This window comes from Paenibacillus stellifer (assembly GCF_000758685.1).
GTDB classification, from domain to species: Bacteria; Bacillota; Bacilli; order Paenibacillales; family Paenibacillaceae; genus Paenibacillus_AQ; species Paenibacillus_AQ stellifer.
This window is the reverse complement of record NZ_CP009286.1, coordinates 2,555,221-2,580,121: the sequence shown is the minus strand read 5'-3', so window position 1 is coordinate 2,580,121 and position 24,901 is coordinate 2,555,221. Positions and strand designations below refer to the sequence as shown.

Below are 24,901 nucleotides of genomic sequence, written 5' to 3'. Positions count from 1 at the left end.
GCCAAAAGAACTAAAAGTTATATAAATCATAAAGTTCTGAAAGCAGGCTTGACTTGGATAGGCTTTTTCATATAATATTTATTGTTGAACAAGACTGTAACAAGTCTTCCAATTGGGCGTAACGTTGTGTCACCCTCACGCTTTTCGTCTGCATGGGGCAGCGGCTGAACTTTCCCTTGCAGTGCGGAGCCATTCGGCGAACCGCTTCTAACGAACAGCGGCGCAAATAGAGCCCTGCTGAAATTACAATTAAAAAGGAGTCTACTATAACATGGCACGTTACACCGGACCTAAATTCAAACTCAGCCGCCGTCTGGGCATTTCCCTGAGCGGAACTGGCAAAGACCTGAAGCGCCCTTTCCCTCCTGGACAACACGGCGCTAACCAACGCAGAAAGGTCAGCAACTATGGCATGCAGCTGCTCGAGAAGCAGAAGCTTCGTCATATGTACGGCTTGGGCGAGAAACAGTTCCGCACTCTGTTCCACAAAGCGCACAGCATGCAAGGTATCGCGGGCGAGAACTTCATGTTCCTGCTCGAAAGCCGTCTGGACAACCTCGTATACCGTCTGGGATTCGCTAATTCCCGCGCCGGCGCACGTCAGCTGGTTTCCCACGGACACGTTACGGTTAACGGCAAGAAAGTCGACATCGCTTCTTACCGTGTAAGCACGGGCGACGTGATCGGCCTTCGTGAAAGAAGCCGTGCCCTGACTTCCATCAAGGAAGCTCTGGCTAACCGCACGCATCTGCCGGCATACCTGGAATACTCCGATTCCGCAGTGGAAGGCAAGTTCATCCGTCTGCCGGAACGCGCCGAGCTCTCCCAGGATATCGACGAGAAGCAGATCGTCGAATTCTACAACCGTTAATCTTTAACTTACCGAGTGTATACAGAAGCCTCCGGATTATTCCGGAGGCTTCTTGTTGATTAGATGAGTAAATAGGCGTCGTCCCTCTCGCCTTCTTCGGCTCTATGGGATAAATAAACGGCAGGCCCTTCATCAGAGGGCCCGCCGTATTTTTATATATCTCTTCCGCTTACCGGGCCGACGTTCTTAGCTCAGCGTCAGCTTCGCGAATTTCCGCTTGCCGACCTGGATAATATCCCCGTCCTGCAGTTTAACATCCGCGTTAGGATCGGCCAGCTTCTCTTCGTTCAGCTTAACCGCTCCCTGCTGAACACTGCGCTTGGCTTCGCCGCCTGAAGCAGCGAACCCGATAACCTGCAGCAGCTTCGTCAGACGGATGGCTCCGTCCGTCAGTTCCTCTGCCGGAATCGCAATTGTTTCGATATCCTCCGGCAGCGCCCGCTGCTGGAATACCGTAATGAAATGCTGCTGAGCGGCATCCGCAGCCTCCTGGCCATGATACATTCTGACGAATGTATGCGCCAGCCGCATTTTGGCGTCACGCGGGTGAACCGCGCCGGAAGCCAGTCCTTCTTCAAGCTCCTTCAAGCCATCGTTGGTAATATCGGTAGCCAGCGAGTAGTATTTCAGCATCAGCTCGTCGGGAACCGACATCGCCTTGCCGTAGATTTCATTAGGCTCCTCATCGATTCCGATGTAGTTGCCAAGGCTCTTGCTCATCTTCTGAACGCCGTCCAGACCTTCAAGCAGCGGGGTCATGATGGCTGCCTGTGTATCAACACCGTATTCCTTCTGAAGCGTCCGTCCCATCAGCAAATTGAACTTCTGGTCCGTGCCGCCGAGCTCCACGTCAGTCTTCAGCGCCACGGAGTCCATGCCCTGCATCAGCGGATAGAAGAATTCATGAATGCTGATCGGCAGGCCGTTCTGGTAGCGCTTGGTGAAGTCGTCCCGCTCCAGCATGCGGGCAACCGTCACCTTGGCCGACAGACCCACTACATCGGCGAAGGTCATCGGACCGAGCCATTCGGAATTGTAGAAGACTTTCGTCTTCTCCGGGTCCAGAATTTTATGAAGCTGCTTCTTGTATGTCTCGGCATTGCGCATCACGTCTTCCTCGGTCAGCTGCTTGCGCGTCTCCGATTTGCCCGTCGGGTCGCCGATCCGGCCTGTGAAGTCTCCGATAATAAGCTGAACCTGATGGCCCAGCTCCTGGAATTGCCGCAGCTTATGCATGACAACCGTATGTCCCACATGAATGTCGGGAGCGGACGGATCGAGGCCAAGCTTCACGTTAAGCGGCGTTCCCGTCACAACCGATTTCATAATTTTACTTTTCAATTCCTCTTCCGGCACAATCTCCACGACACCGCGCGCGATAATCTCCAGTTGGCGCTCGACTTCACACTGCTGCTCCGGCGACAATTCTTCCCATTTCATCTTCGGCAACCCCTTCTCGTCTGTTTCTTGAATCTCTGGATTTACACCATTCATGCAAATTCACGCAAAAAAGCCTCTTTCGCATCCCAAGGGACGAGAAAGAGACTCGCGGTACCACCCTAATTAAAACCGTCGACCCTACTACGCTTAGCCGGCCTGCACAGCTTTCACTTCATTGCCATAACGGGAATGTTAATCCCGGTGCCGAACTACTAATTGAAGAAGCCACGCTCCCCAATGTTCCCCCGGACGGCTCCGGACCGTAATTCGCTAGAGCTCCGCCGCCGGTTCGCACCTACCACCAGCTCTCTGAGGTAACGGGATTCTCTGCTACTTCTGTCCTTCTACGCCTTTGTGAAATATCCAATTGACTTCATTTATAGCATAAGCTCCTTCAATATGTCAAATTTCGTTCCCCTCCCCCTTCATCCTACATGCGCATTCAAAATCGCCATTTTGTGCTATAATAATTCCGGTAAAAGGAGGATGTCGATGGCTCAAGATAATATGAAGAAAGTGGCGGAGGACATTCGGCCGCGCAGATCCTGGCTTCGCCGAATCGGCTCCGTCATCAAATGGATGTTCATCCTGGGCGTTATGGCCGCGCTCTTCGCCGGCGGCGCCGTGGGCGGCTTTATTGCGTCCATCGTGAAGGATGAGCCCGTCCGGTCCGAGCTGACGATTCAGGAAGAAATCAGCCAGAATGATGTAACCGGCTTCGCCTACTTCCGGGACGGCACGCCGATCGGCCAGCTCCGAACTGATGAGGACCGAAGGCTCGTCGCCTTCAAGGATATCCCCCAATCGATCATAGACGCCGTTCTCGCCATTGAAGATAACCGGTTCTATGAACATCATGGTGTAGACGTCAGCGGCACGTTGCGCGCCGTTAAGCAGAAACTGCTGAACGAATCCGTTCAGACCGGCGGCAGCACCCTGACCCAGCAGCTTGCCAGACGCGTCTTCCTGAGTCTGGACAAGACGGACGACCGCAAGGTGAAAGAAATTTTGCTGTCGCTGCGACTGGAACGATTTTTAAGCAAGAACGAAATATTAACAGCCTATCTCAACAAGGTTCCTTTCGGCAACGGTTCGAACGGATACAATGTATATGGGATCAAGGCCGCCGCCAAAGGCATCTTTGGTGTCAGCGACCTCAACAAGCTGAATATTGCGCAGGCGGCTTATCTGGCGGGTCTCCCCCAGCTTCCGTCCAGCTACTCCGCATTCAACGGATACGGGGAATTTAATGAGGCCGCATTCGGCCGCGCGATCGACCGGCAGCATCTCGTACTACGCCGCATGCTGGAGGAGAGCAAAATCAGCGCGTCCGAGTATCAGCAGGCATTGGCCTTTGACATCAAGAAATCGCTTGCCCCGCATACGAAGAAAGCCTATGTCACTTATCCTTATCTTATGATGGAGACGGAGCGGCAAGCGGCTGGAATCCTGCTTAAGCTGAACAAGGGACAGGAGGGCGAAACCAGCTCAGCCCAGCTTGAAAATGCGCGTCAGCAGCTGCTGACAGGCGGGTACCGCGTGTATACCACGATTGACAAAAAAGTATACAGCGCCATGCACAGCATCTCTGACGACAGCAGCAATTTCACGAAGGAGAGCAAGAAGAAAGGTCTGGAGCAGACCGCCGGCATCATGATCGAGAACAAGACCGGCGCAATTCTGGGGATGATTGAAGGCCGTGACTACAACATCGAGAGCATGAACTATGCCACCCAGATGGTGCGCCAGCCTGGCTCCACGATGAAGCCCATTGCTGCATATTTGCCGGCTCTGGAGTCTGGAATTATCCAGCCCGCCAGCATACTGGACGACGCTCCGATTATTTTGAAGGACGGCTCCAAAGGCTTCCATATTCCGAAGAACTCGAATAACCGGTATCAGGGACTGGTAACGGCAAGATATGCGCTCAACAATTCGCTGAATCTTCCCGCGCTCAAGCTGTTCGACGAGAAGGTAGGAATCAAGGATGCGTGGGCCTTTGCCAAGAAACTTGGCATCTCGACGATCCAGGACGAGGACTACAGCGCGCAGACAGGCGTTCTCGGCGGCCTGAAATACGGCGTAACCGTTGAGGATCTTACCAATGCGTACTCAGCCATCGGAAACAAGGGCGAATTCAATGATGCGTATATGATCGAGAAGATTGTGGACGCCCAGGGCAAAATCGTCTATCAGCACAAGGCCAGCCCGCAGCGGGTGTTCTCCGTGCAGACCGCTTATTTGATGACCGACATGCTGCGAACTGTCATATCCGATGGAACGGGAAGCACGGTCAAGAGCAACTATAAGCACTTTAAAGATGCTCCCATCGTTGGCAAGACCGGAACGACCCAGAACTACGCCGATGTGTGGTTTATGGGCTATTCTCCGGATGTCACGCTTGGCATGTGGGTCGGATATAAGGAGCAGATCAACACGCTCGAGGGCAAGACTCAGCGCAAGCAGGCCCAGACGTTATGGGCAAAGGTAATGAACGCTGTGGTTGATAAGAATCCCGAGTTGTTCACAACCAAGAAATTCGATCAGCCGGAGGGCATTGTCAAGGATACGGTATCGGCGTACAGCGGCAAGCAGCCGACCTCGCTGACCGACAAGTTCACGACCGATATTTTCAATGCCAAGTATGTGCCGAAAGACAGTGACGACGGAATCACACGGGCCAAATACATCACGTACGGAGGGGTTAACTACATCCCTCGCGAGGGAACGCCCGAAGATTTCCTCAGCTCCAAAATCGTCGTCGCCAGAGAGAAGCCGATTGATCAGCTGATCAAAGAGCTGCAAGCGGCCTTCCCGTCAATGAAGGATCATGAGTCACTGGAATACTATTTGCCTGAGGACGCCAAATCCGATGTTCCGACCGAAGTTGATCCGCGCCAGGACGACGGCGCCGCCCCTGCTTCGCCGCAAAATGTAGCATTGATCTACAAGAACGGCAAAGCGGTAATCTCCTTCGGCAAAAGCCCGTCAGCCGACGTCGTGGGCTACCGGTTATACCGGTCGCTTCGCGGCGGAGCATTCCAAAAGGTTGGTGTACTGACATCCGGTGAAGGCACATCATTCACACCCGGAACGCCGGAGAGTGAATCGCCAGTGTTCTACGTTACAGCGGTCGATGTTGCCGGGAAAGAGACGCCTTCCGCCTCTGTGGGCGGCGGCTATTCGACTCCCGAGCCTTCCCCTTCTGCGGAGCCTATGCAGACCCCGTCTCCCGGCGAGACCGGCGAGCAGCCTGGTGTCTTTCCTGGTCTTCCGGTCGATCCGCAGAGCACGGAGAGCCCAGGAACGATCATTGTGACGCCTAGCCCTGCGCCCCCCGGAACAGGCGGTACCGACGGGACCGGAACCAACGCTGGAGCCGGAACTGATGCCGGGACGGGAACCGGAAGCCCCGCCACCCAGGAGGGTACGCAGACAGGGACCGGCAATTAAAACGTGAACCGGCTGCACCAACTGTAGAACGGAGATGATGAAGTCTAGAACTCACATCATCCATAAGCAAAGACGGCTGACCGTCGCCCAACCGGGCGATGAGTCAGCCGTCTTTTTTTGAAGATGCCCCGAATCTCTACTTCTCCAGTTCCCCCAGTATGCCGATGACAATCTCGTGGGACAGCCTTGAAGCCGTTTCGGTGAATTCAGTATAACTAACATCCGCCGATCCGTCCGCTTTGTCGGACATTGCCCGGATAACCACGTACGGAACACCGTTCATATAACAGGCCTGGGCCAGAGCCGCTCCCTCCATCTCCGCACAAGCTCCGTTCATCTCTTCTCTGAGCCAAGCGACAAGCTCGTGATTCGCAACAAACCGGTCGCCCGACAGGACTCGGCCTGTCACATACCGGACCTCCCGTTCCAAGCATACCTTGCCGGCGATTCGGACAAGCTCCGGATCGGCTGGAAACACGGAAGTGTCCTGATAGGGAATGACGCCCGGAGCGTAGCCCAGCGCTGTCACATCCATATCATGCTGCATGCATTCCGACGATATGACAATATCGCCTACGTCAAGCTCCGGGTGCAGCGCGCCTGCCACGCCGGTAAATACGACCTTCGCGGCTCCGCATTGCTGAATCAAAATCTGCGTGGCGACCGCTGCATTGACTTTGCCGACGCCGCATTTGGTAACGACGACTGAATGTCCTCCAATCGTCCCTTTATAGAACGTGATCCCCGCGTGAATCTCCGCTTCGCTATGCTCCATATCTTTCAGCAGCCGCTTGATTTCTTCATCCATCGCTCCGATAATGCCGATAACCGGTTTCATAAGCCGCCTCCTTCTCCTAGAGTTTCATATGTATAGCAGACATAGTTAGATGTACAAACGCAAAAAGCCCCAAGACGGGGCTCTTTACGTCGGCTTCAAACATTCCGTCCGGCAGATCGCCGGCCGTTCCCATAGGGATGAGGTCCGAATTATACAATCGTCCAATTATTCGTTCACATGACTGACAGAGAGACGCAGAATCGTCTCATGCGGAAGAATGACACGCGGATTCTCTACGGTCTCCTTCTTCATCAGCTTCGTCAAAAGCCGCATGGCGACAGCGCCAAGGTCATACATCGGCTGGGCAACCGTGGTCAGCAGCGGCCGTACCATGGAAGCCATACGGATATTGTCGACACTGATGATCGAGAAATCGTCCGGAACCTTCAGGCCTTCGTCCTGAATGCTGTGGATCGCGCCGATCGCCATTTCATCGGTCGCTGCGAAGATAGCCGTCGGCTTCTTCTTAAGACCGAGGAAGTACTTCATGGCTTCCACGCCGGATTCATAACGGTAATTGCCGATACGGACCAGATCCTCCTGATACTCGATGCCAGCGGTCTCCAGCGCCCGCTTGTAGCCCTGGAACCGGGAGAAGCCATTAGCCGGGTCCTGCAGCGTGCCGCTGATCATAGCGATGTCGCGGTGGCCGTGACGGATCAGCGTGTTGACGGCATCAAACGCCGCAGCTTCGTGATCGATGTCAACCGAAGGATAGGTTCCCTTCTCATCGCTCGTCGCGCAGAGCACGATCGGAACGGCCGACGTCTGGAAGGCCAGAATATGCTCTTCCGTAACGGTTCCGCCCATGAAGAGGAGCCCGTCCACCTGCTTCTCGAGCAGAGTGTTGATAACGCGGATTTCCTTCTCCTTGCGCTTGTCGGCGTTACACAAAATAATATTATAATGATACATATTCGCGATATCTTCGATACCGCGGGCGATTTCGGCGAAGATCGAATTCGATATGTCGGGAATAACCACGCCGACAGTCGTCGTCTTCTTGCTGGCAAGACCTCTTGCCACCGCGTTGGGACGATAGCCCAAACGCTCAATCGCCTCATAAACCTTCTTTCGAGTCTGCGGCTTCACGTTGGGGTTATTGTTAACCACCCGTGATACCGTTGCCATGGATACGCCTGCTTCACGCGCTACATCGTAAATGGTTACAGTCAAATTACTCTCTCCATTGCGATAAATTTTATCGTTTCGATCGAATTAAAATCATGATACGATAATTTGTACTTTTGTGCAATGATAACGCTTCAATTTCCATTCAGAACTTCTTTCAAAGCCGTTTCCGTTATCCGGGAATGGGACGTGTTCCATACCGCTTTACCGTTTTTGACAAGGATCGCTTGGGGCGACTGGTGCTCAATCCCCAATTTCGCCGCTACTTCGCCTGATACGTCCCGAGACTCAATGACGTCGATTAAAGCATACGTTACGGGTTCTTCAGGTTCGCCGCGAAGGTAAGACTGCATCTGTTCATAAGCTCCGGCGCTGATCGGACAGCGTGTACTGTGCTTGAAGATCAGCAGGGGCTGATCTTCCGAAAGGGCAAGAGCCTCCGCCAGTTCCGGGGTGGAGCCGAGTTTGATCAGTTGTGCCATAAGTTTCCATCCCCTTGTGCGAGAAATGTAACCTCTTTCTTTATGGTATCAAAAAACGACGAAAAAATCCAACATTTCTGAAAGTTTTTCATTGAGTTACAGAAAAAAATTTCAATACACTCCGGTTTTATAGTGTGGAACAAGCCCGAGCAGCCTGCTCTCGATCTCCTCCATCCATTTCTTATCCGATAATTCCGATGCAACGCGGAGTAAATCAAGAAGAAGATCAATCCGCTCCGCAACCGCCTGGCGTACCGCAGGCTCCAAATCACGCTCCTCACCGGTATAGCCTTGGAAGGTAGAGTTCAGCACGTACGCCCACTCATTTCTTTCCGCAAAGGAAATACGTCTTCTTCCGGGAAATTCGCCCAGCTCTGCCAGAAGTGCGGCAAGATCGGCTTTGACCGCCGGATGCGGTTCGTAGGAGAAGCAGGATTGACACATAAAGACTGGGACTTTCTCGATTTTGACACGGGCTTTGTAGATCAGGGTATGCATATGTATAATCATCTCACCGCCGCAGCGGCAGGTTTGTTGTAGTGGAACAATTCGAGTCATGGCAAGCACCTCAATACGGATTTTTCGCAATCATTCTTTTATATTCGCCGCGGCCTGGATAAATCCTTTCGATTTGCATCTTGTGTTTTAATTACCAAATATGTATTTCTTTTTCACACGTTAAGTGACAATAAATTTTAAATTTGATAAAATAGCCGGGATAACGCCTACGAAGGGAGCTGCTAGTGATTTGAGACTCGCGGGTAAAAAAGTAATTGCATTGGTAGACGATGAATTTGAGGATCTGGAGCTCTGGTATCCTGTCTACCGGGTGAGAGAAGAAGGGGCCGAGGTCCACTTGGCCGGACTTGAGAAGAATAAAACCTATGTCGGTAAATACGGCGTACCCGCCGTTTCGGAATACTCCTGGAATGAACTGAATGCGTCCGATTATGACGGCATCCTTGTTCCGGGAGGCTGGGCTCCGGACAAGATCCGCCGATACCCCAAGGTGCTGGAGCTGATCCGGGAATTTAACGAGGCCAAGAAGCCGATCGGGCAAATCTGCCACGCCGGCTGGGTTCTGATTTCCGCCAAAATTCTGGATGGCGTCACTGTGACCTCCACGCCGGGTATACGCGACGATATGGAGAATGCGGGAGCGATCTGGAAGGACGAGCCGGTCGTCACGGACGGCCATATCATCTCGGCCCGGCGTCCGCCCGACCTTCCTCCTTACGGCAAAGCGTTCTGTGACACACTCGCCGGAGAATCTTAAATGACGAAACCTCCGCTATGAAGCGTCATATCGACGCGGACATGCGGAGGTTTTCTTTTTGCAGCTATAGAGACAGAAATATTTAGTGGGAAAGAAATCTAGCGGATGCGCAGCGACTTATGCTCCAGAACCGGACTCGGATAACTGTCAAGCGTAAAGGTCAGAGGCTGTGGAAGATCTTCGGACGGCGCTCCCAAATTGATATAGTAATCGGCTGTTCGGCCATCTGCATCTTCCCGGTGCGTCACTTCCGAATGCGAGCTATCCAGTTTGTGCTTCTCTCCTTTACCGTCCATATAGTCACCGTCGAGACTTAAGCTGTACCAGGGGTTATTACCGCCGGAAGTGCCCGGCTCCGAATAGCTCAGAACCATTTGTCCCTTCGCGGCAGGGACCTCCGAGAACTTGAGTTTGCTATCGGGCGCCTTCAGGATTTCCTTCTTCTCCGTATCAACCACGAGCGACAGACGTCCTTTGTCCAGTGCTTGAATGCCATCTACGGTCAGCGTAAGCGGGCCGCGCTCATTTCCGTTGTCGTTGCTGAACACCATCGTTCCGGTTACGATATCCCCACCGTAAGACAACCAGGAGGCAAGCTCGGTAGCCTCCCCATCCTTCTCAGAAAGAATGACAGGCGAGATCAGCCCGAAGATCTTCATGGAGTTGCTATCCTTGTAATCATAATCGACGTAAATTCCGGTCGGGCCGATATACGCCTTGGACAGAAAAATTTCCTGACCGCCAATTACCATCGAGCTGTTAATTGGAATGTCCTCGCCTTCCTGGACAGCACCTGAACCGTCAAGCCGGAAGCTCGTCACAAGCTCGGTCCGGTATTTCATACTGCTTGAAGTCAGAGCCTCCGGGCTGTTCTCCGTCATCGTCAGCGTCGCAGTCACACTTGCCGGAATCTTCTGCACCGCCCGGTCCCAAGTGACCTGGATGATGTGTCGAGCCGTTCCCTTGCCGCTCTCCATATCTCCCCAACTCGAATAACTCGCATAGATGCTCTTGCCTGTACCCTGATCCTTGAGCACAAAACCGGCGATTTGCGCTTTCTGGTCATTATGATTCTCTGTGGTATACAGAACGAACATGCCCCGCTGGTCTGCAATGACGGCATCCACCTTGAACCGGTATCCATTCTTCTCCCCGCTCTCAGCGCCAATCCGGTACACCTCCCCGTAATCCAGCGCCGTTTTGGGTGAAATCTGATTCTTGAGAATCTCCCGGAAGGGCTCAAGGTCTCCCCAGTTCATCAGCGGCTTTCTTGCAGGTACCTTCTGGTCCACGAGACCGGTCAGCCATGGGAGCAGTACAAGCACAAGCAGAGCAGCAGCTGCTATGGCAATCCCCGCGCGCCATCGTAGAGACGGTAGCCTGCTTTGTCTTCCCCGCTCAATCCCTGCACGAACGGCTTCATCCAGCTTCCAGTCCGGAACCGCCTGTTCCTCAGACCCGATCTCCACCTCGGTAAAATAGGCCCGAAGCGCCCTCTCTTCCTCGCGTTCCGGCGTCATCTGTACTCCCCCTTTCTTCTCATATGCTCCCTTAACTGCTTCAACCCTTTGTTCATCCAGGTTTTGACCGTTCCCTCCGGTCTGTCCAGAATTTCCGCGATTTCCGGAATCGTTAAGTCCCGATAATATTTCAGGACAAGCACCTGACGGTATTTGGGCTTGACGGCGTCCAGTGCCCGCTCCATATCCAGCTTCCGGTCACTGGTCATGACGGTGGAGCCCGAATCTTCAACCTCTTGCCCGGACGGCACTATGCGGCTTCGGCGCTTCAGTTCATCGTTGCAGCAGTTAATGAGAATGCGGATGATCCAAGGAGCGAACCGGCCGCTATCCTTCAGGCTGCCGCGTTTAATCCATGCTCTGCAGGTAGCCTCCTGCAGCATTTCGAGCGCATCGGCCTCGTTACGGAGATAGCTGTAAGCAATTCCGTACAATATCCGTTTCTGCTCTGCAACCTGCCGAAAGAATCGCTCTTCCTCTGTATCGTCATCGGCTGTGGCGAGGTCCCTCTGTTCAAAGTTCATATCCAGTCCCATCCTCCTCCCCCCTCTATATCCGGATGGCAGGCTCTACCGAGCCTTACATCCGTTATGACTTCCTGGAGCTCCAAACGGTTTTACTTTTTTGGATCAATGCTGAAATTTCCGCTCTATACCAGAAAAGACCGCTCCAGCATGAGCGGCCTTCTCTTCGGATGAGATATGATTGATGATGTCATAAAAACGATACAGCCTGTCCAAGCCTGCTCAGCGAGGCAGGAACCCAGCTTAAGCCGGTTCTACTCCATCCTGCTTGAATACTTTCTCCATAACAGCTTGCTCGAGGAAGTGAGTAAGCCGCTGCTCGTTCTCCCCGCTTTCACGGCTAGTGAAGCAGAGCCGCGCGACCTCTCTTGCCTTGGCAGCCTCGGTATTAAGCGTCCGGTGCTTCATGCGCAGCAGCGCCTGAGGCGACATGCTGAGGTCGCTGACGCCGAGCTCCAGCCAAATCGGAAGCGACCGCTCATCGCCGGCCAGCTCCCCGCAGACGCTGACGCCAATGCCCGCCGCATGTGCGGCTTCGACCGTCATCCGTATCATCCGCAACACAGCCGGATGATACGGATGATACATATGGGCGATCTGCTCGTTCATCCGGTCGACCGCCAGCACGTACTGCACGAGATCATTCGTGCCGATGCTGAAGAAGTCGACCTCCTCCGCCAGCAGATCGGCGATCATAACCGCTGCGGGAACCTCGATCATGATGCCAACTTGCATGTCCCGGTTATAAGGAATGCCGCGTTGGTCAAGATCTTTTTTCACTTCCTGAAGCACCGCTTTGGCCTCTCTGACCTCCTCGACCGAGGAGATCATGGGCAGCATCATTTTGATGCTGCCGTGCGCGCTGGCCCGCAGGATAGCCGCAAGCTGCGTCTGGAACATGTCCTTGCGGTCCAGGCAGATCCGAATGGCCCGGTAACCGAGGAACGGATTTTGCTCCTCCGGCAGCTGGAAGTAATCCAGGTGCTTGTCACCGCCGATATCCAGCGTCCGGATGACGACAGGATGCTCTCCTACCTTTTCCGCAACAAGCCTGTAGACCTCATACTGTTCATCCTCCGTAGGGAAGCTCTGCCGGTCCATGTACAGAAATTCCGTCCGGAAGAGACCGACGCCTTCGGCTCCGTACTTGAGCGCCATATCCAGCTCCTTCACGGAGCTGATATTGCCCGCCAGCCTCATTCTCACACCGTCCCGGGTCATGGCGTCCACCGAAGCCAGCAGTTCAAGCTGTTCCCGCTTCTCCCGCTGTCTGTCGCGGACAACCCGGTAATGCTCGGCGGTTGCTTCATCCGGACTGATGATGAGATAGCCGTTGTCTCCGTCGATAATCAGGAAATCACCCGTCTGAACCGGAGTCTGAAGCTTGTTCTCAAGTCCCGCTATGAGCGGAATCCCGAGAGCGCGGGCCATGATGGAGGAATGCGATGTTTTGCCGCCCATCATGGTGACAATCCCGAGCACGTAGGCCGGATTCAGATGGGCAAGCTGGGAAGGCGACAGCTCCTTGGCGACCAAAATATACGGCTGCGTGTCGGAGGGCAGCGTAACCTCGGGCGCTCCGAGCAGATGCTTCAGCAGACGGTTGCCGACATCCTTGATATCGACCGCCCGTTCCTTCATGTATTCGTCGTCAAGGAGGTCGAACATCGCGACAAAGTGATCGATAGCTTCCTTGACGGCCACCTCCGCCGCCTTGTACTGCCGCTCAATAATGCCGCGGATCTCGCTCATGAACACCGGATCGTCCAGTATCGCCAGATGGGCGTCAAAAATACTCGACTCCTCGGGGCCAACCACCTCACGGAATTCGCGCTTAATGTACTCGATCTCATCTTTGGAGGTCTTGATGCCTTCATATAAACGCTCGAATTCTTTTGCCAGATCTACCGGATTGACCTGCGTCTCCGGCATGCTCCATTCCCAGTTCGGCAGAACGAAGGCCTTTCCGATGGCCACACCCGCTGAGGCGCCTATACCTTGTATCATGATTCCACTCCCCCAACATTGCTTTCATGCAGCACGACGGACATGACCGACGACTGTCCTTTTTTGACCGACTTGAACGGAGCGTAGCTCCAGGATTTGACCCGCTCGGGATTCGTTATGACCATCGGAGTTGCCAGCGAGGCCGCATGCTCTTTCAGATACTCCAGGTCGAACCGGATCAGAAGCTGACCAGGCTCAACGCCGTCCCCCTCCTTGACCTCCGCTTCGAAGGGGCCTTTCAATTGCGAGGTATCGATACCGATGTGCATCAGAACCTCAAGACCTTCGGGCGTGGAGATGCCGATGGCATGCATCGTCGGATAAATATGCATGACCTTGCCGAATACAGGGGAGACAAGCTCGCCTTTCTCCGGAATGAACGCAACGCCGTCACCAACCAGCTTCTGGGCAAAAATATGATCCGGCACTTCTTCGATGGGCAGCATCCGCCCCTGCATGGGCGCACTGAACAGCACCTGCGGCAGATCGCGCAGCATGAGCTTGTCGATCTCTTCCCGGATCAGCTCGGAATAGGTGCCGAAGACTACCTGCACATTGCCGCCGCCAAGCTTGATAATGCCGGCCGAGCCCAGGCTTTTGAGCGCGCCGGTGTCCACTTCGCGGTCGTTTCTGACGGTTAGTCTCAGGCGAGTGATGCACGCCTGCACCTGCACGATGTTCTCCTTGCCTCCGAGGGCCTGGAGGATCAGAGGGGCCTGGTAAGGAATGTTCCCCGCCCAGTCTCCAAGCTCTGATCCTTCCTCGCGCCCCGGCGTCGGAATTTGGAACCGGCGGATAGCCCACCGGAAGAGATTGTAGTAGACTATGCCGTAAACGATGCCGATCGGTATCAGCAGCCAGGCGCGCCGGGCCAGATGAAGGTTCAGAATGAAGTCGATAAAGCCGGCCGAATAGGAGAAGCCGTGGTAAATGCCGAGCTCGTAAGTCAGCGTCATAGCCAGACCCGCCATCACGGTATGCACGGCGAACAAGTAGGGCGAAGCGAACAGAAAAGCGAACTCGATCTGCTCCGACACGCCGGTCAGGAAGCAGACTAGAGCCGCCCTCATGAACGTTTTTTTGACCTGTGGCTTCAGATCCTCACGCGCCTCATGAATAATGGCGAAAGCGATCGCGGGAAGAGCGAACATCATGATCGGGAACAGCCCGGCCATGAAGCTCCCAGCCGTCGGATCTCCGGCAAAGAACCGGGGCAAATCGCCCTGAATGATGGAGCCGTCTGGTGTCTTATAGCTTCCCAATTGAAACCAGAACACATTGTTCAAAATATGATGCAGCCCGAAGGCGGTCAGCACCCGGTTCAGCACCCCATACAGAAAGAGGCCGAAGCCCCCAGTCGTATCCACGAGGCTCAGCAGGCTGTCGAGTCCGCTCTGGATATGCGGCGAGATGCCGAGCATGACGCTCGCGAAGACCGCGGAGAAGAGGCCCATGAACAGCAGCACAAAACGCGATCCTCCAAAAAACTGGATCGCCTCGGGAAGCTTGATATGCTTAAACCGGTTATGCGCTATACCCGCGACTATCCCGAGCAGAACGCCGATTAATGTGGCTGGCTGGAGAGATCCGTCGCCCAGCTTCATCACAATCCGGTCATAGGTGAACATTCCGGCCAGCGCCGCAAGACCTGCGGGCCCGGCCTGATTGGACAGGCCCCATGCCACACCTACCGCGAACAGATAGGGCATGTAAAAAAAGATTCCCTGTCCCGCATAAGTCGCCACTTCCGCAACCGGCGCCATACCCCAAGAGGACCAGGGGAGGCTTCCCAGGCTTAGCAGGATGGCGGCCGCCGGGAGCACCATGGTAGGGAGCATTATGGCTCTGCCCAGCTGCTGCAGTGATCCAAGCCAGTTCAAGACTTATCTCTCCTTTCATACTATATTGAATGGTACGGCCTGCTGTCCGTTTTGTCAAAGCAATTGGAAGGAGTCTTGTCACAGAGGCACTAAGGCAGGGCATACAGGCTCCCGGGTTGCTCCCGCCATGTCCCGCAGCTGTCAGTCTTATGTAACGCCCCTTGCATCCATCCTTGCAGCGTCGCCCGGCGGACAAGAAGAAACGTCCTGCCATCCCGGCAGGACGTTTCTAGCCATTGCCTTATCTCTTCTCAAGAAATCGGCTATTATTTCGGGCTCCGGGTACGGTCCCGCATCGTAATGGCTTCCTCGACCTTGATGCAGCGGTCCATAATAACCGTCATTCCGGCCTCCTGGGCGATTTCGGCCGCCTCCTGACTGATAACACCCTGCTGCAGCCACAGCACCTTAGCGCCGATGGCAGCCGCCTCACGCGCCACCTCGGGGCAGAATTCGCTCCGGCGGAATACATCCACGATGTCGACCGGCTCTGGTATCTCGGCCAGCGAGTGGTAGCACTTCTCGCCAAGAATATCGTCGTCCACAAGCGGGTTAACCGGGATAATCCGGTACCCCTTCAGCTGCATGGCATAAGCGACCATGTAAGAGGTGCGGTCGGATTTGTCTGACAGGCCCACAACGGCGATGTTGCCTGCTGAAGCCAGGATATCGCCGATTTCTTCACGGGTCGGATTCTCGAATGCCATTTTCAAATCACTCCTTAATATTTCTGTCGCCGTTTATCGGCTGGTGCGTCACTATTTTACCCATTCTACATCGGCACCGAGCGCACGTAAATGGTCGAAATACTGCGGATATGATTTGGCGACATGATGCGCATCCTTGATCAGCAGCGGCTCTGCGGCGCGGAGACCGACTACAGTAAGCGCCATGATTACACGGTGGTCATAATGGGCGTTGATCGTCACGCCTCCCCGTACGCCTTCCGGAAGGCCGTGCACGATGATCTCGTCGCGCTTCTCTTCCACTCTCGCGCCCGCTTTGGCAAGCTCGGCCAGATAATCCGTAATGCGGTCGCATTCCTTATAGCGCAAATTCTCGACATTGTAGAAGCGCGATGTGCCTTCTGCAAAGACAGCCGCCGCAACCATGGCCAGCACCGCATCGGTTGCCGCGTCTCCGTCGAAACTGACAGCTTTCAGCTTCTTGTTGCCTTTGACGTGAACCGTGCCGTTCTCGTGCGTAAGCGGCACTTCCATCATCCGCAGCACATCGATTATGGCGCGTTCCCCCTGGCGGCTCTTCTCGGCAAGCCGGTGAATCTTGACGTCGGATTCGGTCACCGCCGCAGCGGCGAGAACGGCCGCCGAGCCCGGGTAATCGCCTTGTACCGTATAGGTCTTCGCTTCATAGGACTGTCTTCCCGGCACCTTGAACGACATGTAATCGTCCGCAGCATGAATCGTAATTCCCGCCTGCTCCAGCACCTCCAGCGTCTGGCCTACGACCACCTTCGATTTAAGATCGTTCAACACGATGATCTCGCTGTCTTCTTCAAGCAGCGGCGTCAGGAACAGCAGCGCACTCAAATACTGGGAGCTGACCGAACCCGAGACGGTAATGCGTCCGCCCTTCGGATGTCCACCCCGGATCGTAATCGGCAGACGGCCCTCGTTATGCTGAACCTCCACGCCGAGCTGACCGAGCGCGTCAATGAGATCGTCATGGGGACGCTTGCCTAGAGAATCGGGATATGTATTGACGAATGTTACCTCCGGACAGAAAGTCGCGATCGCCATCAGAAAGCGCAGAACCGCTCCCGCGTTGCCTACATTCAGTTCCTTGATATCCTTCGGCCGTCTGCCAAAACCCTTGATGACAATCTTCTCATCGTCCTCGGTAAGCTCCGCACCAAGATCCGCGATGCAGCGGCGAATCGCATCACTGTCCTCGCTGTGGGCGGGATGGTAGATCGTGCTGGTGCCTTCGGACAGGGCGGCTACCAGCAGGTAGCGGGTCGTATAGTTCTTGGAGGACAAGGCGCCGATTTCCCCGTTCAACACCGGTGTTGGCCTAACGATAACGTCCATGATTATTGTCTCCTCTATCATTTACTTAAGCGGATGTTCATCCTGCTCTGTTTGACAGGCTGTTCCGCTTGTATGGTATTATTAACTCATTTCCAATCTGTCAAGGAAAGAGGTCATAACAATGAGTGAAATTCCGCAAATTTCGGCGGAGGAGCTGCAGCAGCGCATCCAGGCCGGTGAAGATTTGATTCTGATCGATGTCAGAGAGGATGAAGAAGTCGCTCTCGGCATGATTCCCGGAGCCCTTCACATTCCCATGGGTGAAATTCCATACCGCATGTCCGATATTCCGGAGGAGGACGAAGTGATCTTCATCTGCCGCTCGGGTTCCCGCAGCCAGCGGGTCTGCCAGTACCTTGAAGCGCAAGGGCACAAGGGCGTCGTCAACCTCAGCGGCGGTATGATTGACTGGAACGAGCTTGGCGAAGCTTGAGCAGCACAGATTCACACATGCTTAAAAGCTAAAACGCGGTAGTGCGTTAAAATCCGTTGACATACTTCATCCTCTGTTAGTCCCGTCGTATCCACCGTGCAGTGCGCGAAGCTGTAGGCATCCTTGCGTTCCTCCAGGATTCGTCTCACATTCTCTTCCGCATTGCCGGCCAGGAGGGGTCTGTTCCGGTCTCCTGCTACTCTGGCGATAATCTCCTCCGCCGTCGCGCTGAGCGCCACCACAATGCCCTTCTCTTTCATCAGATTGGCATTGGCCGCAGCCAGCACCGCACCGCCGCCTGTAGCGACGATCACACGATCCCGCTCCAGAACCTCGCGAAGCCTGTCGCTCTCGGACGTCCGGAAGTACACTTCTCCGTTCTCTGCAAAAATCTCGGGTATGCTCCGTCCCTCATGACGGACTATCTCGGCATCAAGATCGACCATCTCGTACCCCAGCTCTTCCGCCAGCAGCGTACCTATCGCCGACTTGCCCGTTGCCATCATCCCGATCAGAATCAGATTTCCCGAAAGGCCGCGATTATCCGAAAGCCGCTCTTCCTCTGAAGTCATATTTATCACCACCAAGCTTCTTTCGATCTATCATAACACATGGGTAAAACCCGGCACAATGCTTGCTTTTTCCCGTTCGCGCTCAGTTCTGTGTGAAGCTTTTGCTTGCTATTCATTTTGAAAAAGCCCGGAAGCCCGCTTGACTGCGGGACATTCCGGGCCTTGTAAGAACGTGCAGGGATGAAGCGTATTATTCGCCCTGTGCCTCGGCGATCCAGTCGTGGTGGAAGACGCCTTCCTTGTCCACGCGTTTGAAGGTATGGGCGCCGAAGTAGTCGCGCTGCGCCTGAAGCAGGTTGGCAGGCAGACGCTCCGTGCGGTAGCTGTCATAGTATGCCAGTGCGCTTGCGAAGCCCGGAACCGGGATACCGCGTGTAATGGCTTCAGCGACAACCTTGCGCCATGCGTCCTGATAGTTCGTCATAATGTCCTTGAAATACGGATCAAGCATCAGGTTCTTGAGATCCGGATTGTTCTCGTAAGCGTCCGTGATCTTCTGCAGGAACTGGGAACGGATGATGCAGCCGCCGCGCCAGATCTTGGCGAGACTGCCGTATTTCAGGTTCCAGCCGTATTCTTCCGAAGCGACGCGCAGCTGGGCGAAGCCCTGTGCATAGGATACGATTTTGCTGGTGAACAGCGCTCTGCGGACATTCTCCACGAACTCGGCCTTGTCGCCTGCAAATGCCGGAGCGGACGGGCCGTTCAGCACCTTGCTGGCTTCCACGCGTTCTTCCTTCAGGGCGGAGAGGAAGCGGGAGAATACGGACTCGGTAATCATGGACAGCGGCACGCCGAGATCCAGCGAGCTTTGGCTTGTCCATTTGCCGGTGCCCTTTTGTCCGGCTGCGTCGAGAATGACGTCCACCATCGGTTTGCCGGTGTCCTTATCATATTGCGCGAAGATGTCACGTGTAATTTCGATCAGGTAGCTGTCAAGCTCGCCCTTGTTCCATTCCGCGAACGTTGCATGCAATTCTTTTTCATCCAGACCGACAACATCCTTAAGAAGCTGGTAGGCTTCGCAGATCAGCTGCATATCGCCGTACTCGATGCCGTTGTGGACCATCTTCACATAGTGGCCCGCTCCGTCCGGTCCGATATATGTACAGCAGGGTTCTCCGTCAACCTTGGCAGAAATAGCAGTCAGAATTGGCTCAACCAGCTCATAGGCGCTTTCCTGTCCGCCCGGCATGATGGAAGGTCCCTTCAGAGCGCCTTCTTCGCCGCCGGATACGCCGGTGCCGATGAAGCGGAAGCCTTTCTCTTCAAGCTCCTTGTTGCGTCTAACAGTATCAGGGAAGTAGGCGTTGCCGCCGTCGATGATGATATCCCCCTGATCCAGGTAAGGAATAAGCTGCTCAATCGTCGCGTCGGTTGCTTTGCCCGCCTGAACCATGATCAGGATTTTGCGGGGAGTTTCAAGCGAATTCACGAACTCCTCAACGGTGAACGTGCCGAACAGATTCTTGCCTTTCGCCTCTTCCAGAAGATCATGCGTCTTCTCAGGGGAACGGTTGAATACCGAAACGGTAAAGCCTCTGCTCTCGATGTTGAGAGCCAAGTTTTTGCCCATAACAGCCAGGCCGATAACGCCGATTTGTTGTTTTGCCATCTGGTCCTCCACCCTTTGCACACTTTGTTTTTGTGTGAAACCTATAGAGATCAAATTCATTGACAAACAAGACTTTATGGAATTTGACCCGCAATGTAACCATTTTAACTTTTTTTTCGCAAGAAGTGAACCCCCACGAATAATTGCTTTCGCAAATTGAAGACACCCCTTTGACAAGAGGTGCCTAAATCCTGATTCTTCCTACTATATTTACCACTCCAGCCTGAATAATTCAAGAGTCAGCTCCCGCAGCTTTTCCTTGGATACAGTGGCCTGAATTTCGTCCTTACGTGCCAGTGCGTCGCTAAGACGGTCGAGTTCGGCATCAAGTTCCCTCTTGCGCTCCTCGATGCGCTCTTCACCAAGCTTGGAGTAGAACATCTTGGTCAATTCCTGGTCAGAGAGCAGCGGTCCTTTCTGATACAGCACTCTCTGCTGATAGCCTGAAATCTCCACCAGCCGGATAACCTCGCCGAACAAAATGTTCTCAATAAGAATCTGACGGTCGCGGAAACGTTTGACAACCGCATGTCCTCGCATGTCGCCGATCAGCTTCTCCATCCACTCGGCTAGACGCGCATCCTTGATCATATAATCGCCGACCAGCTTGTAGCCTTCCTTGATCCGCTGAAAGCGCAGCTTCACCAGTTTGCGGCCCGTGCGAACCGAGATGATAAACAGATTGTCGCTCTCGCTCCAGTAGAGCGAGTAGCCTTCCTGAATCAGGTCCTTGATCAGGTTCTGAATATGCAGCCGGTCAAACCGCAGTTCCAGGTTGCAGTATTCCACTTCGTCATTCTTGTTCACGGCCCACTCCCCCTTAGAAAGTTGACGATCGTTTAACCGGCTTGTTGATCAGTCCGGCTCGCCCAATCCAGCCCATAATGCGATAGCTCCAGGCCGGACCAGTGCCCGTGCGACGCATGAGAAGGATTTTGCGTTCATCCTACACTTATTTTATACTTCAGCTTATGTAGCGGTAACTTGGTTTATTGACTATTTTTACCCGCTTCCCCATGATTCCAAACGCCTTTTTCGGTGATAGGTGAAGTCGTTATGGAAAAATGGGACATTCTGTATTGAGGTGACATGAGATGCCGTTTGAAGGTTTTGCCTCGCAAGATTTCGATACCATGGCCATTGAAGGGCTTGAGCCGCGCATGGATGCCCTTATCGCCACCGTCCGGCCCAAGCTGAACGCGCTGGGAGAAGAGACCGCACCCTTCCTCTCCGCACTCTGCGGCGAGGAGATGTATCCGCATGTGGCCAAGCATGCCCGTCGTACGGTGCATCCGCCTAACGATACCTGGGTCGCCTGGGGCCCATCGAAGAGGGGCTACAAGGCGCTGCCCCATTTCCAGACCGGGATGTTCAGCACGCACTTGTTCGCCGTTTTTGCCATCATCTACGAAAGCCCGAACAAGATTGCTTTTGCCGATGCCCTTGCAGACAATATGGATATGGTCCGGAAAGAGCTGCCCGGAAATTACTTTTGGTCTACAGATCATCTGGACCTGCGGGGAACGATGCATCGAGATATGGGCAGAGTCCAGTTCGAAGAGCTCATCCGGCGCTTGAAGGAGGTTAAGAAAGCCGAAGTGACATGCGGACTGCGGATTGAACGGAATGATCCGGTGCTTGGAGATGGAGCGGCACTACTTCAGCTGGTGGAGAGCACTTTCGAGAAGCTGCTGCCGCTGTACCGGATGTCGTTCTGAGGGAGAGCTGAGCTGACCAGCCGGAAGTTCCATGACCGAAACAAGAATAACCTTCAAACCCCTGACATGTGGGCTTGAAGGTTATTTTTTTGAAGGTTCTCTTTTTGAGGATCTCTTTATGGGGAACTATTTTAAAAGGCTCTTATTGAAGATCCCTTGCGATTCCTATTCATTCCTATGTCGGCTGAATTATTTGTCCGCCTCACGGGTCCGCAGGGCGCGCACGGATGACGCGCTGGCCTTCCGCTTCGTCCGCAGCACAATGACCCGGTGAAGCACGAAGAGCAGCAGCATGACGGCCGCACTGGCGACGAACGGCGCGTTATGGCTTACCGAATCCCATAGCTTGCCCGATACGATAGGGCCGAACACCATGCCGGAGCCCTGCAGGGTAAGGAATATCCCCCAGACAGTCCCTCGCTCCTCCTTGGGTACCTGTGACGCCAGGAAAGCGTTCCAGGCCGGGAGGATCATCGCATAGCTGACTCCGACGAGCGCGACCATTATAAAGACGAGTGACAGCACACGCACATGCGAGAAGATCGACAGTGAAACGGCAGCCAGAAGAAATCCGGTGCTCAGAAAAACCGACGTGCCGATCTTGTCCACCAGCTTGCCGGCCGGTATGAGCGCCAGGACAGTGAATCCCCCGCCTGCGATCAGCAGAAGATTGAACTGCATCGGCGACAGATGAAGCTCCGTCCGGGTGAACAGCGTCACGACCGGAGTCATCAGGCCGATGGCGAACGCCTGTAAGAACAAGGCTGGGTACAGCAGGCGGCTTACCCGCAGCGACTGTCTCACGTTGCGCATCGTCCGCTGGAGGCTCCGCAGCGGATTCAGCTTGACTCTCTCCTCTTCCGTCGGCTCCCCGGACCGGCTGACCGCATGAACGCCATGCGCTAGCTTCGCCGGCAGCAGCAGGGCAACGGCGATGACGAGCGCGGCGAAGATTAGAAGCACCAGGAATACGGCATGATAGCTGTAATGCCCGTGATCCATCAGGAAGTTGACCGTGATAGGACCGATGCCGGTTCCCGCCAGCGATGCCATCTCTACCGCCCCCATCGCCGCTCCGCTTCCGCCGCTCGTTGTAGAGCCGGCCAGCTCAGTCACACCGGTCATGACGCAGGGCCATAGCGGAGAGGTCCCTACACCGAGGATCAGGCAGGCCAGTGACAGCGAGACAGCGTCCTTCGCATAGATGATCAGGCAGACGGCGACCGCGATCAGAAACAGAGCCCCGGTCATCGTCCAGCGATAGCCGATTCGCTCCATGATCCAGCCCGACGGGCCGCGGAACAGATTATCGCCCAGATATTGAAGCGCGAAGGCTACGCCGACAACGGTCACGGACAGATCCAGAACGTTCTCCATATAGACGGGCAGCAGCGCGACGAGCAGCGATCCCTTGATGAATTCGACCAAAAAAATGATGATCCACATCTCAAGAATAAACGGAGACGCAAGGTTGATATGGGTGCGCGGCTTCGAATTCAGCGGCATTACATCACATCCTAGTATTATGATCATGGTTTTGTTATACTTCATTTGTTTGTGACTTCACTTTTAGAAAGGTTGTGGGAGTATTAATGGATCAATCGCTTACCCCTCTCTTCACGGCTCTAAAAAAGCACGTTGCCGGAAATCCGGTGCAATTTCATATTCCCGGTCATAAAAAAGGAGCAGGAACCGATCCCGAATTCAGGGAATTCATCGGCGACAATGTCCTTTCCATAGATCTGATCAATATTGCACCGCTTGACGACCTGCACCAGCCCAAAGGCGTAATCGCTCAAGCCCAGAATCTGGCGGCGGAAGCATTTGGAGCGGACTATACGTATTTCAGCGTCCAGGGCACCAGCGGAGCCATCATTACGATGATCATGTCGGTAGTCTCGCCCGGGGATAAACTCATCGTTCCCCGCAATGTCCATAAGTCGATCATGTCTGCCATCATTCTTTCGGGAGCCAAGCCCATCTTCGTCTCTCCTGTACAAGACGAGAATCTGGGGATCGACCACGGCATCACGACCAGTTCGCTCAGCCGCGCCCTTCAGCGTCATCCGGACGCCAAAGGCGTGCTAGTCATCAATCCGACCTATTTCGGGGTATGCGCCGATTTGCGCTCCATTGTAGAGCTTGCCCACAGCTACGGCATCCCGGTGCTTGTGGATGAAGCGCACGGGGTATTGATCCATTTTCACGAGGAGCTGCCGATGTCGGCCATGCAGGCTGGCGCCGATATGGCCGCAACCAGCGTACACAAACTTGGCGGCTCCATGACTCAAAGCTCAGTGCTCAACGTCAACGCGGACACAGGATTCATTAACCCGCAGCGCGTCCAGACCATGATGAGCATGCTGACGACGACATCGACTTCCTATGTCCTTATGGCCTCTCTGGATACCTCAAGACGCCAACTGGCCCTTCACGGACATGATATGGCATCACACGCCATCGCGCTGGCGAAATACGCCAGGGAAGCTGTCAACGAGATCGACGGCTTGTACAGCTTCGGCAACGAGATTCTCGGTACGGAAGCGACCTATGACCATGATCCGACCAAGCTCAGCATTCATGTTCGCCATCTCGGCATCACGGGCTGGGAAGCGGAGAACTGGCTGCGTGAGAAGTATAACATTGAAGTCGAAATGAGCGACATGTATAACATTCTTTGCCTAATTACTCCCGGAGATACCCGGCAGTCTGTAGACAAGCTGCTCTCGGCGCTGCGCGTGCTGTCCGCCATCCATTTCGGCAAGGGCGACATCTACGAGCTCAAGGTGCAGGTTCCCGAGATTCCGCAGCTGGCACTCACTCCGCGGGACGCCTTCTATGCCGATACCGAGCTTGTTCCATTCAAGGAATCAGCTGACCGGATTATCGCCGAATTCATCTACGTGTATCCGCCGGGAATTCCGATTCTTCTCCCGGGCGAAGTTATTACCCAGGACAATATCGACTATATTCGTGATCATGTAGAAATCGGCCTCCCCGTCAAAGGACCGGAAGACAAGACACTCACTCATGTCAAGGTTATCGTCGAGGCCGACCCGATCTTCTGACCGCCGGCTTTCAGCCCGGCAT

The 24,901-nt window shown here is 54.4% G+C and carries 21 protein-coding genes and 1 other annotated feature; of the genes, 6 read left to right on the top strand and 15 right to left on the bottom strand.

The window, feature by feature from the left end; translation table 11 throughout:
- Positions 1-271 precede the first annotated feature (271 nt).
- On the top strand, positions 272-871 hold the full coding sequence (rpsD, locus tag PSTEL_RS11700; RefSeq protein ID WP_038695493.1) for a 30S ribosomal protein S4: 600 nt from the start codon (positions 272-274) through the stop codon (positions 869-871).
- Between the two features lie 186 nt (positions 872-1,057).
- Here the strand turns inward: rpsD and tyrS are convergent, their stop codons facing one another.
- Positions 1,058-2,311 carry a tyrosine--tRNA ligase gene (gene tyrS / locus PSTEL_RS11695; protein ID WP_038695491.1) on the bottom strand — a complete coding sequence of 418 codons (1,254 nt, stop codon included), beginning with the start codon at positions 2,309-2,311 and terminating at the stop codon, positions 1,058-1,060.
- Between the two features lie 86 nt (positions 2,312-2,397).
- Positions 2,398-2,667, bottom strand: a binding site (T-box leader).
- Between the two features lie 136 nt (positions 2,668-2,803).
- Between tyrS and PSTEL_RS11690 the strand changes: the two genes are divergently transcribed.
- On the top strand, positions 2,804-5,764 hold the full coding sequence (locus PSTEL_RS11690) for a transglycosylase domain-containing protein (protein ID WP_084064985.1): 2,961 nt from the start codon (positions 2,804-2,806) through the stop codon (positions 5,762-5,764).
- Positions 5,765-5,900: 136 nt separating this feature from the next.
- On the opposite strand, the gene PSTEL_RS11685 is transcribed toward PSTEL_RS11690, so the two are convergent.
- The 4 genes from PSTEL_RS11685 to PSTEL_RS11670 form a co-directional block, all read right to left on the bottom strand.
- The gene (locus PSTEL_RS11685) at positions 5,901-6,602 is read right to left on the bottom strand and encodes a 5'-methylthioadenosine/adenosylhomocysteine nucleosidase (RefSeq protein ID WP_038695489.1); all 702 of its coding nucleotides are present in this window, start codon (positions 6,600-6,602) and stop codon (positions 5,901-5,903) included.
- A gap of 165 nt (positions 6,603-6,767) precedes the next feature.
- Entirely contained in the window at positions 6,768-7,778 is a 1,011-nt protein-coding gene (gene ccpA / locus PSTEL_RS11680) for a catabolite control protein A (protein ID WP_038695487.1), read from the bottom strand.
- Positions 7,779-7,867: 89 nt separating this feature from the next.
- The gene (gene ytxJ / locus PSTEL_RS11675) at positions 7,868-8,215 is read right to left on the bottom strand and encodes a bacillithiol system redox-active protein YtxJ (RefSeq protein WP_038695485.1); all 348 of its coding nucleotides are present in this window, start codon (positions 8,213-8,215) and stop codon (positions 7,868-7,870) included.
- Positions 8,216-8,326: 111 nt separating this feature from the next.
- Complete coding sequence (locus PSTEL_RS11670) at positions 8,327-8,725, bottom strand: hypothetical protein (protein WP_156995857.1); 399 nt, start codon at positions 8,723-8,725, stop codon at positions 8,327-8,329.
- A 238-nt stretch (positions 8,726-8,963) separates the two neighbouring features.
- Between PSTEL_RS11670 and PSTEL_RS11665 the strand changes: the two genes are divergently transcribed.
- A complete protein-coding gene (locus tag PSTEL_RS11665) occupies positions 8,964-9,491 on the top strand; it encodes a type 1 glutamine amidotransferase domain-containing protein (protein ID WP_038695481.1) in 528 nt (175 codons plus the stop codon).
- A 98-nt stretch (positions 9,492-9,589) separates the two neighbouring features.
- Here the strand turns inward: PSTEL_RS11665 and PSTEL_RS11660 are convergent, their stop codons facing one another.
- The 6 genes from PSTEL_RS11660 to aroA all read right to left on the bottom strand — a co-directional run bounded on the left by PSTEL_RS11660 (position 9,590) and on the right by aroA (position 17,473).
- Positions 9,590-11,011 (bottom strand): DUF4179 domain-containing protein, encoded by a 1,422-nt coding sequence (locus tag PSTEL_RS11660; protein WP_038695480.1) that lies wholly within the window; start codon positions 11,009-11,011, stop codon positions 9,590-9,592.
- Positions 11,008-11,535 (bottom strand): sigma-70 family RNA polymerase sigma factor, encoded by a 528-nt coding sequence (locus PSTEL_RS11655; RefSeq protein ID WP_038700724.1) that lies wholly within the window; start codon positions 11,533-11,535, stop codon positions 11,008-11,010. The genes PSTEL_RS11660 and PSTEL_RS11655 overlap by 4 nt, the downstream gene beginning before the upstream one ends.
- 243 nt (positions 11,536-11,778) lie before the next feature.
- Complete coding sequence (ptsP, locus tag PSTEL_RS11650) at positions 11,779-13,542, bottom strand: phosphoenolpyruvate--protein phosphotransferase (RefSeq protein ID WP_038695479.1); 1,764 nt, start codon at positions 13,540-13,542, stop codon at positions 11,779-11,781.
- Positions 13,539-15,422 (bottom strand): glucose PTS transporter subunit IIA, encoded by a 1,884-nt coding sequence (locus PSTEL_RS11645; protein WP_038695477.1) that lies wholly within the window; start codon positions 15,420-15,422, stop codon positions 13,539-13,541. The genes ptsP and PSTEL_RS11645 overlap by 4 nt, the downstream gene beginning before the upstream one ends.
- A 266-nt stretch (positions 15,423-15,688) precedes the next feature.
- Positions 15,689-16,129 carry a CoA-binding protein gene (locus PSTEL_RS11640; RefSeq protein ID WP_038695475.1) on the bottom strand — a complete coding sequence of 147 codons (441 nt, stop codon included), beginning with the start codon at positions 16,127-16,129 and terminating at the stop codon, positions 15,689-15,691.
- Between the two features lie 51 nt (positions 16,130-16,180).
- Positions 16,181-17,473 carry a 3-phosphoshikimate 1-carboxyvinyltransferase gene (gene aroA, locus PSTEL_RS11635; protein WP_038695473.1) on the bottom strand — a complete coding sequence of 431 codons (1,293 nt, stop codon included), beginning with the start codon at positions 17,471-17,473 and terminating at the stop codon, positions 16,181-16,183.
- A 121-nt stretch (positions 17,474-17,594) separates the two neighbouring features.
- On the opposite strand from aroA, the gene PSTEL_RS11630 reads away from it, so the two are divergent.
- Positions 17,595-17,906, top strand: coding sequence for a rhodanese-like domain-containing protein (locus PSTEL_RS11630; RefSeq protein WP_038695471.1), 312 nt, complete (start codon positions 17,595-17,597; stop codon positions 17,904-17,906).
- An 11-nt stretch (positions 17,907-17,917) separates the two neighbouring features.
- Here the strand turns inward: PSTEL_RS11630 and PSTEL_RS11625 are convergent, their stop codons facing one another.
- The 3 genes from PSTEL_RS11625 to PSTEL_RS11615 all read right to left on the bottom strand — a co-directional run bounded on the left by PSTEL_RS11625 (position 17,918) and on the right by PSTEL_RS11615 (position 20,900).
- Positions 17,918-18,478 (bottom strand): shikimate kinase, encoded by a 561-nt coding sequence (locus PSTEL_RS11625; RefSeq protein ID WP_052098389.1) that lies wholly within the window; start codon positions 18,476-18,478, stop codon positions 17,918-17,920.
- 190 nt (positions 18,479-18,668) lie between these two features.
- Positions 18,669-20,093 carry an NADP-dependent phosphogluconate dehydrogenase gene (gndA, locus tag PSTEL_RS11620; RefSeq protein ID WP_038695469.1) on the bottom strand — a complete coding sequence of 475 codons (1,425 nt, stop codon included), beginning with the start codon at positions 20,091-20,093 and terminating at the stop codon, positions 18,669-18,671.
- 210 nt (positions 20,094-20,303) lie between these two features.
- The gene (locus tag PSTEL_RS11615) at positions 20,304-20,900 is read right to left on the bottom strand and encodes a hypothetical protein (RefSeq protein WP_038695467.1); all 597 of its coding nucleotides are present in this window, start codon (positions 20,898-20,900) and stop codon (positions 20,304-20,306) included.
- A gap of 287 nt (positions 20,901-21,187) precedes the next feature.
- Between PSTEL_RS11615 and PSTEL_RS11610 the strand changes: the two genes are divergently transcribed.
- On the top strand, positions 21,188-21,811 hold the full coding sequence (locus PSTEL_RS11610) for a YktB family protein (protein WP_038695465.1): 624 nt from the start codon (positions 21,188-21,190) through the stop codon (positions 21,809-21,811).
- Positions 21,812-22,000: 189 nt separating this feature from the next.
- Here the strand turns inward: PSTEL_RS11610 and PSTEL_RS11605 are convergent, their stop codons facing one another.
- On the bottom strand, positions 22,001-23,317 hold the full coding sequence (locus PSTEL_RS11605; RefSeq protein ID WP_052098388.1) for an MFS transporter: 1,317 nt from the start codon (positions 23,315-23,317) through the stop codon (positions 22,001-22,003).
- Positions 23,318-23,403: 86 nt separating this feature from the next.
- Between PSTEL_RS11605 and PSTEL_RS11600 the strand changes: the two genes are divergently transcribed.
- A complete protein-coding gene (locus PSTEL_RS11600; protein ID WP_038695464.1) occupies positions 23,404-24,879 on the top strand; it encodes an aminotransferase class I/II-fold pyridoxal phosphate-dependent enzyme in 1,476 nt (491 codons plus the stop codon).
- Positions 24,880-24,901 lie beyond the last annotated feature (22 nt).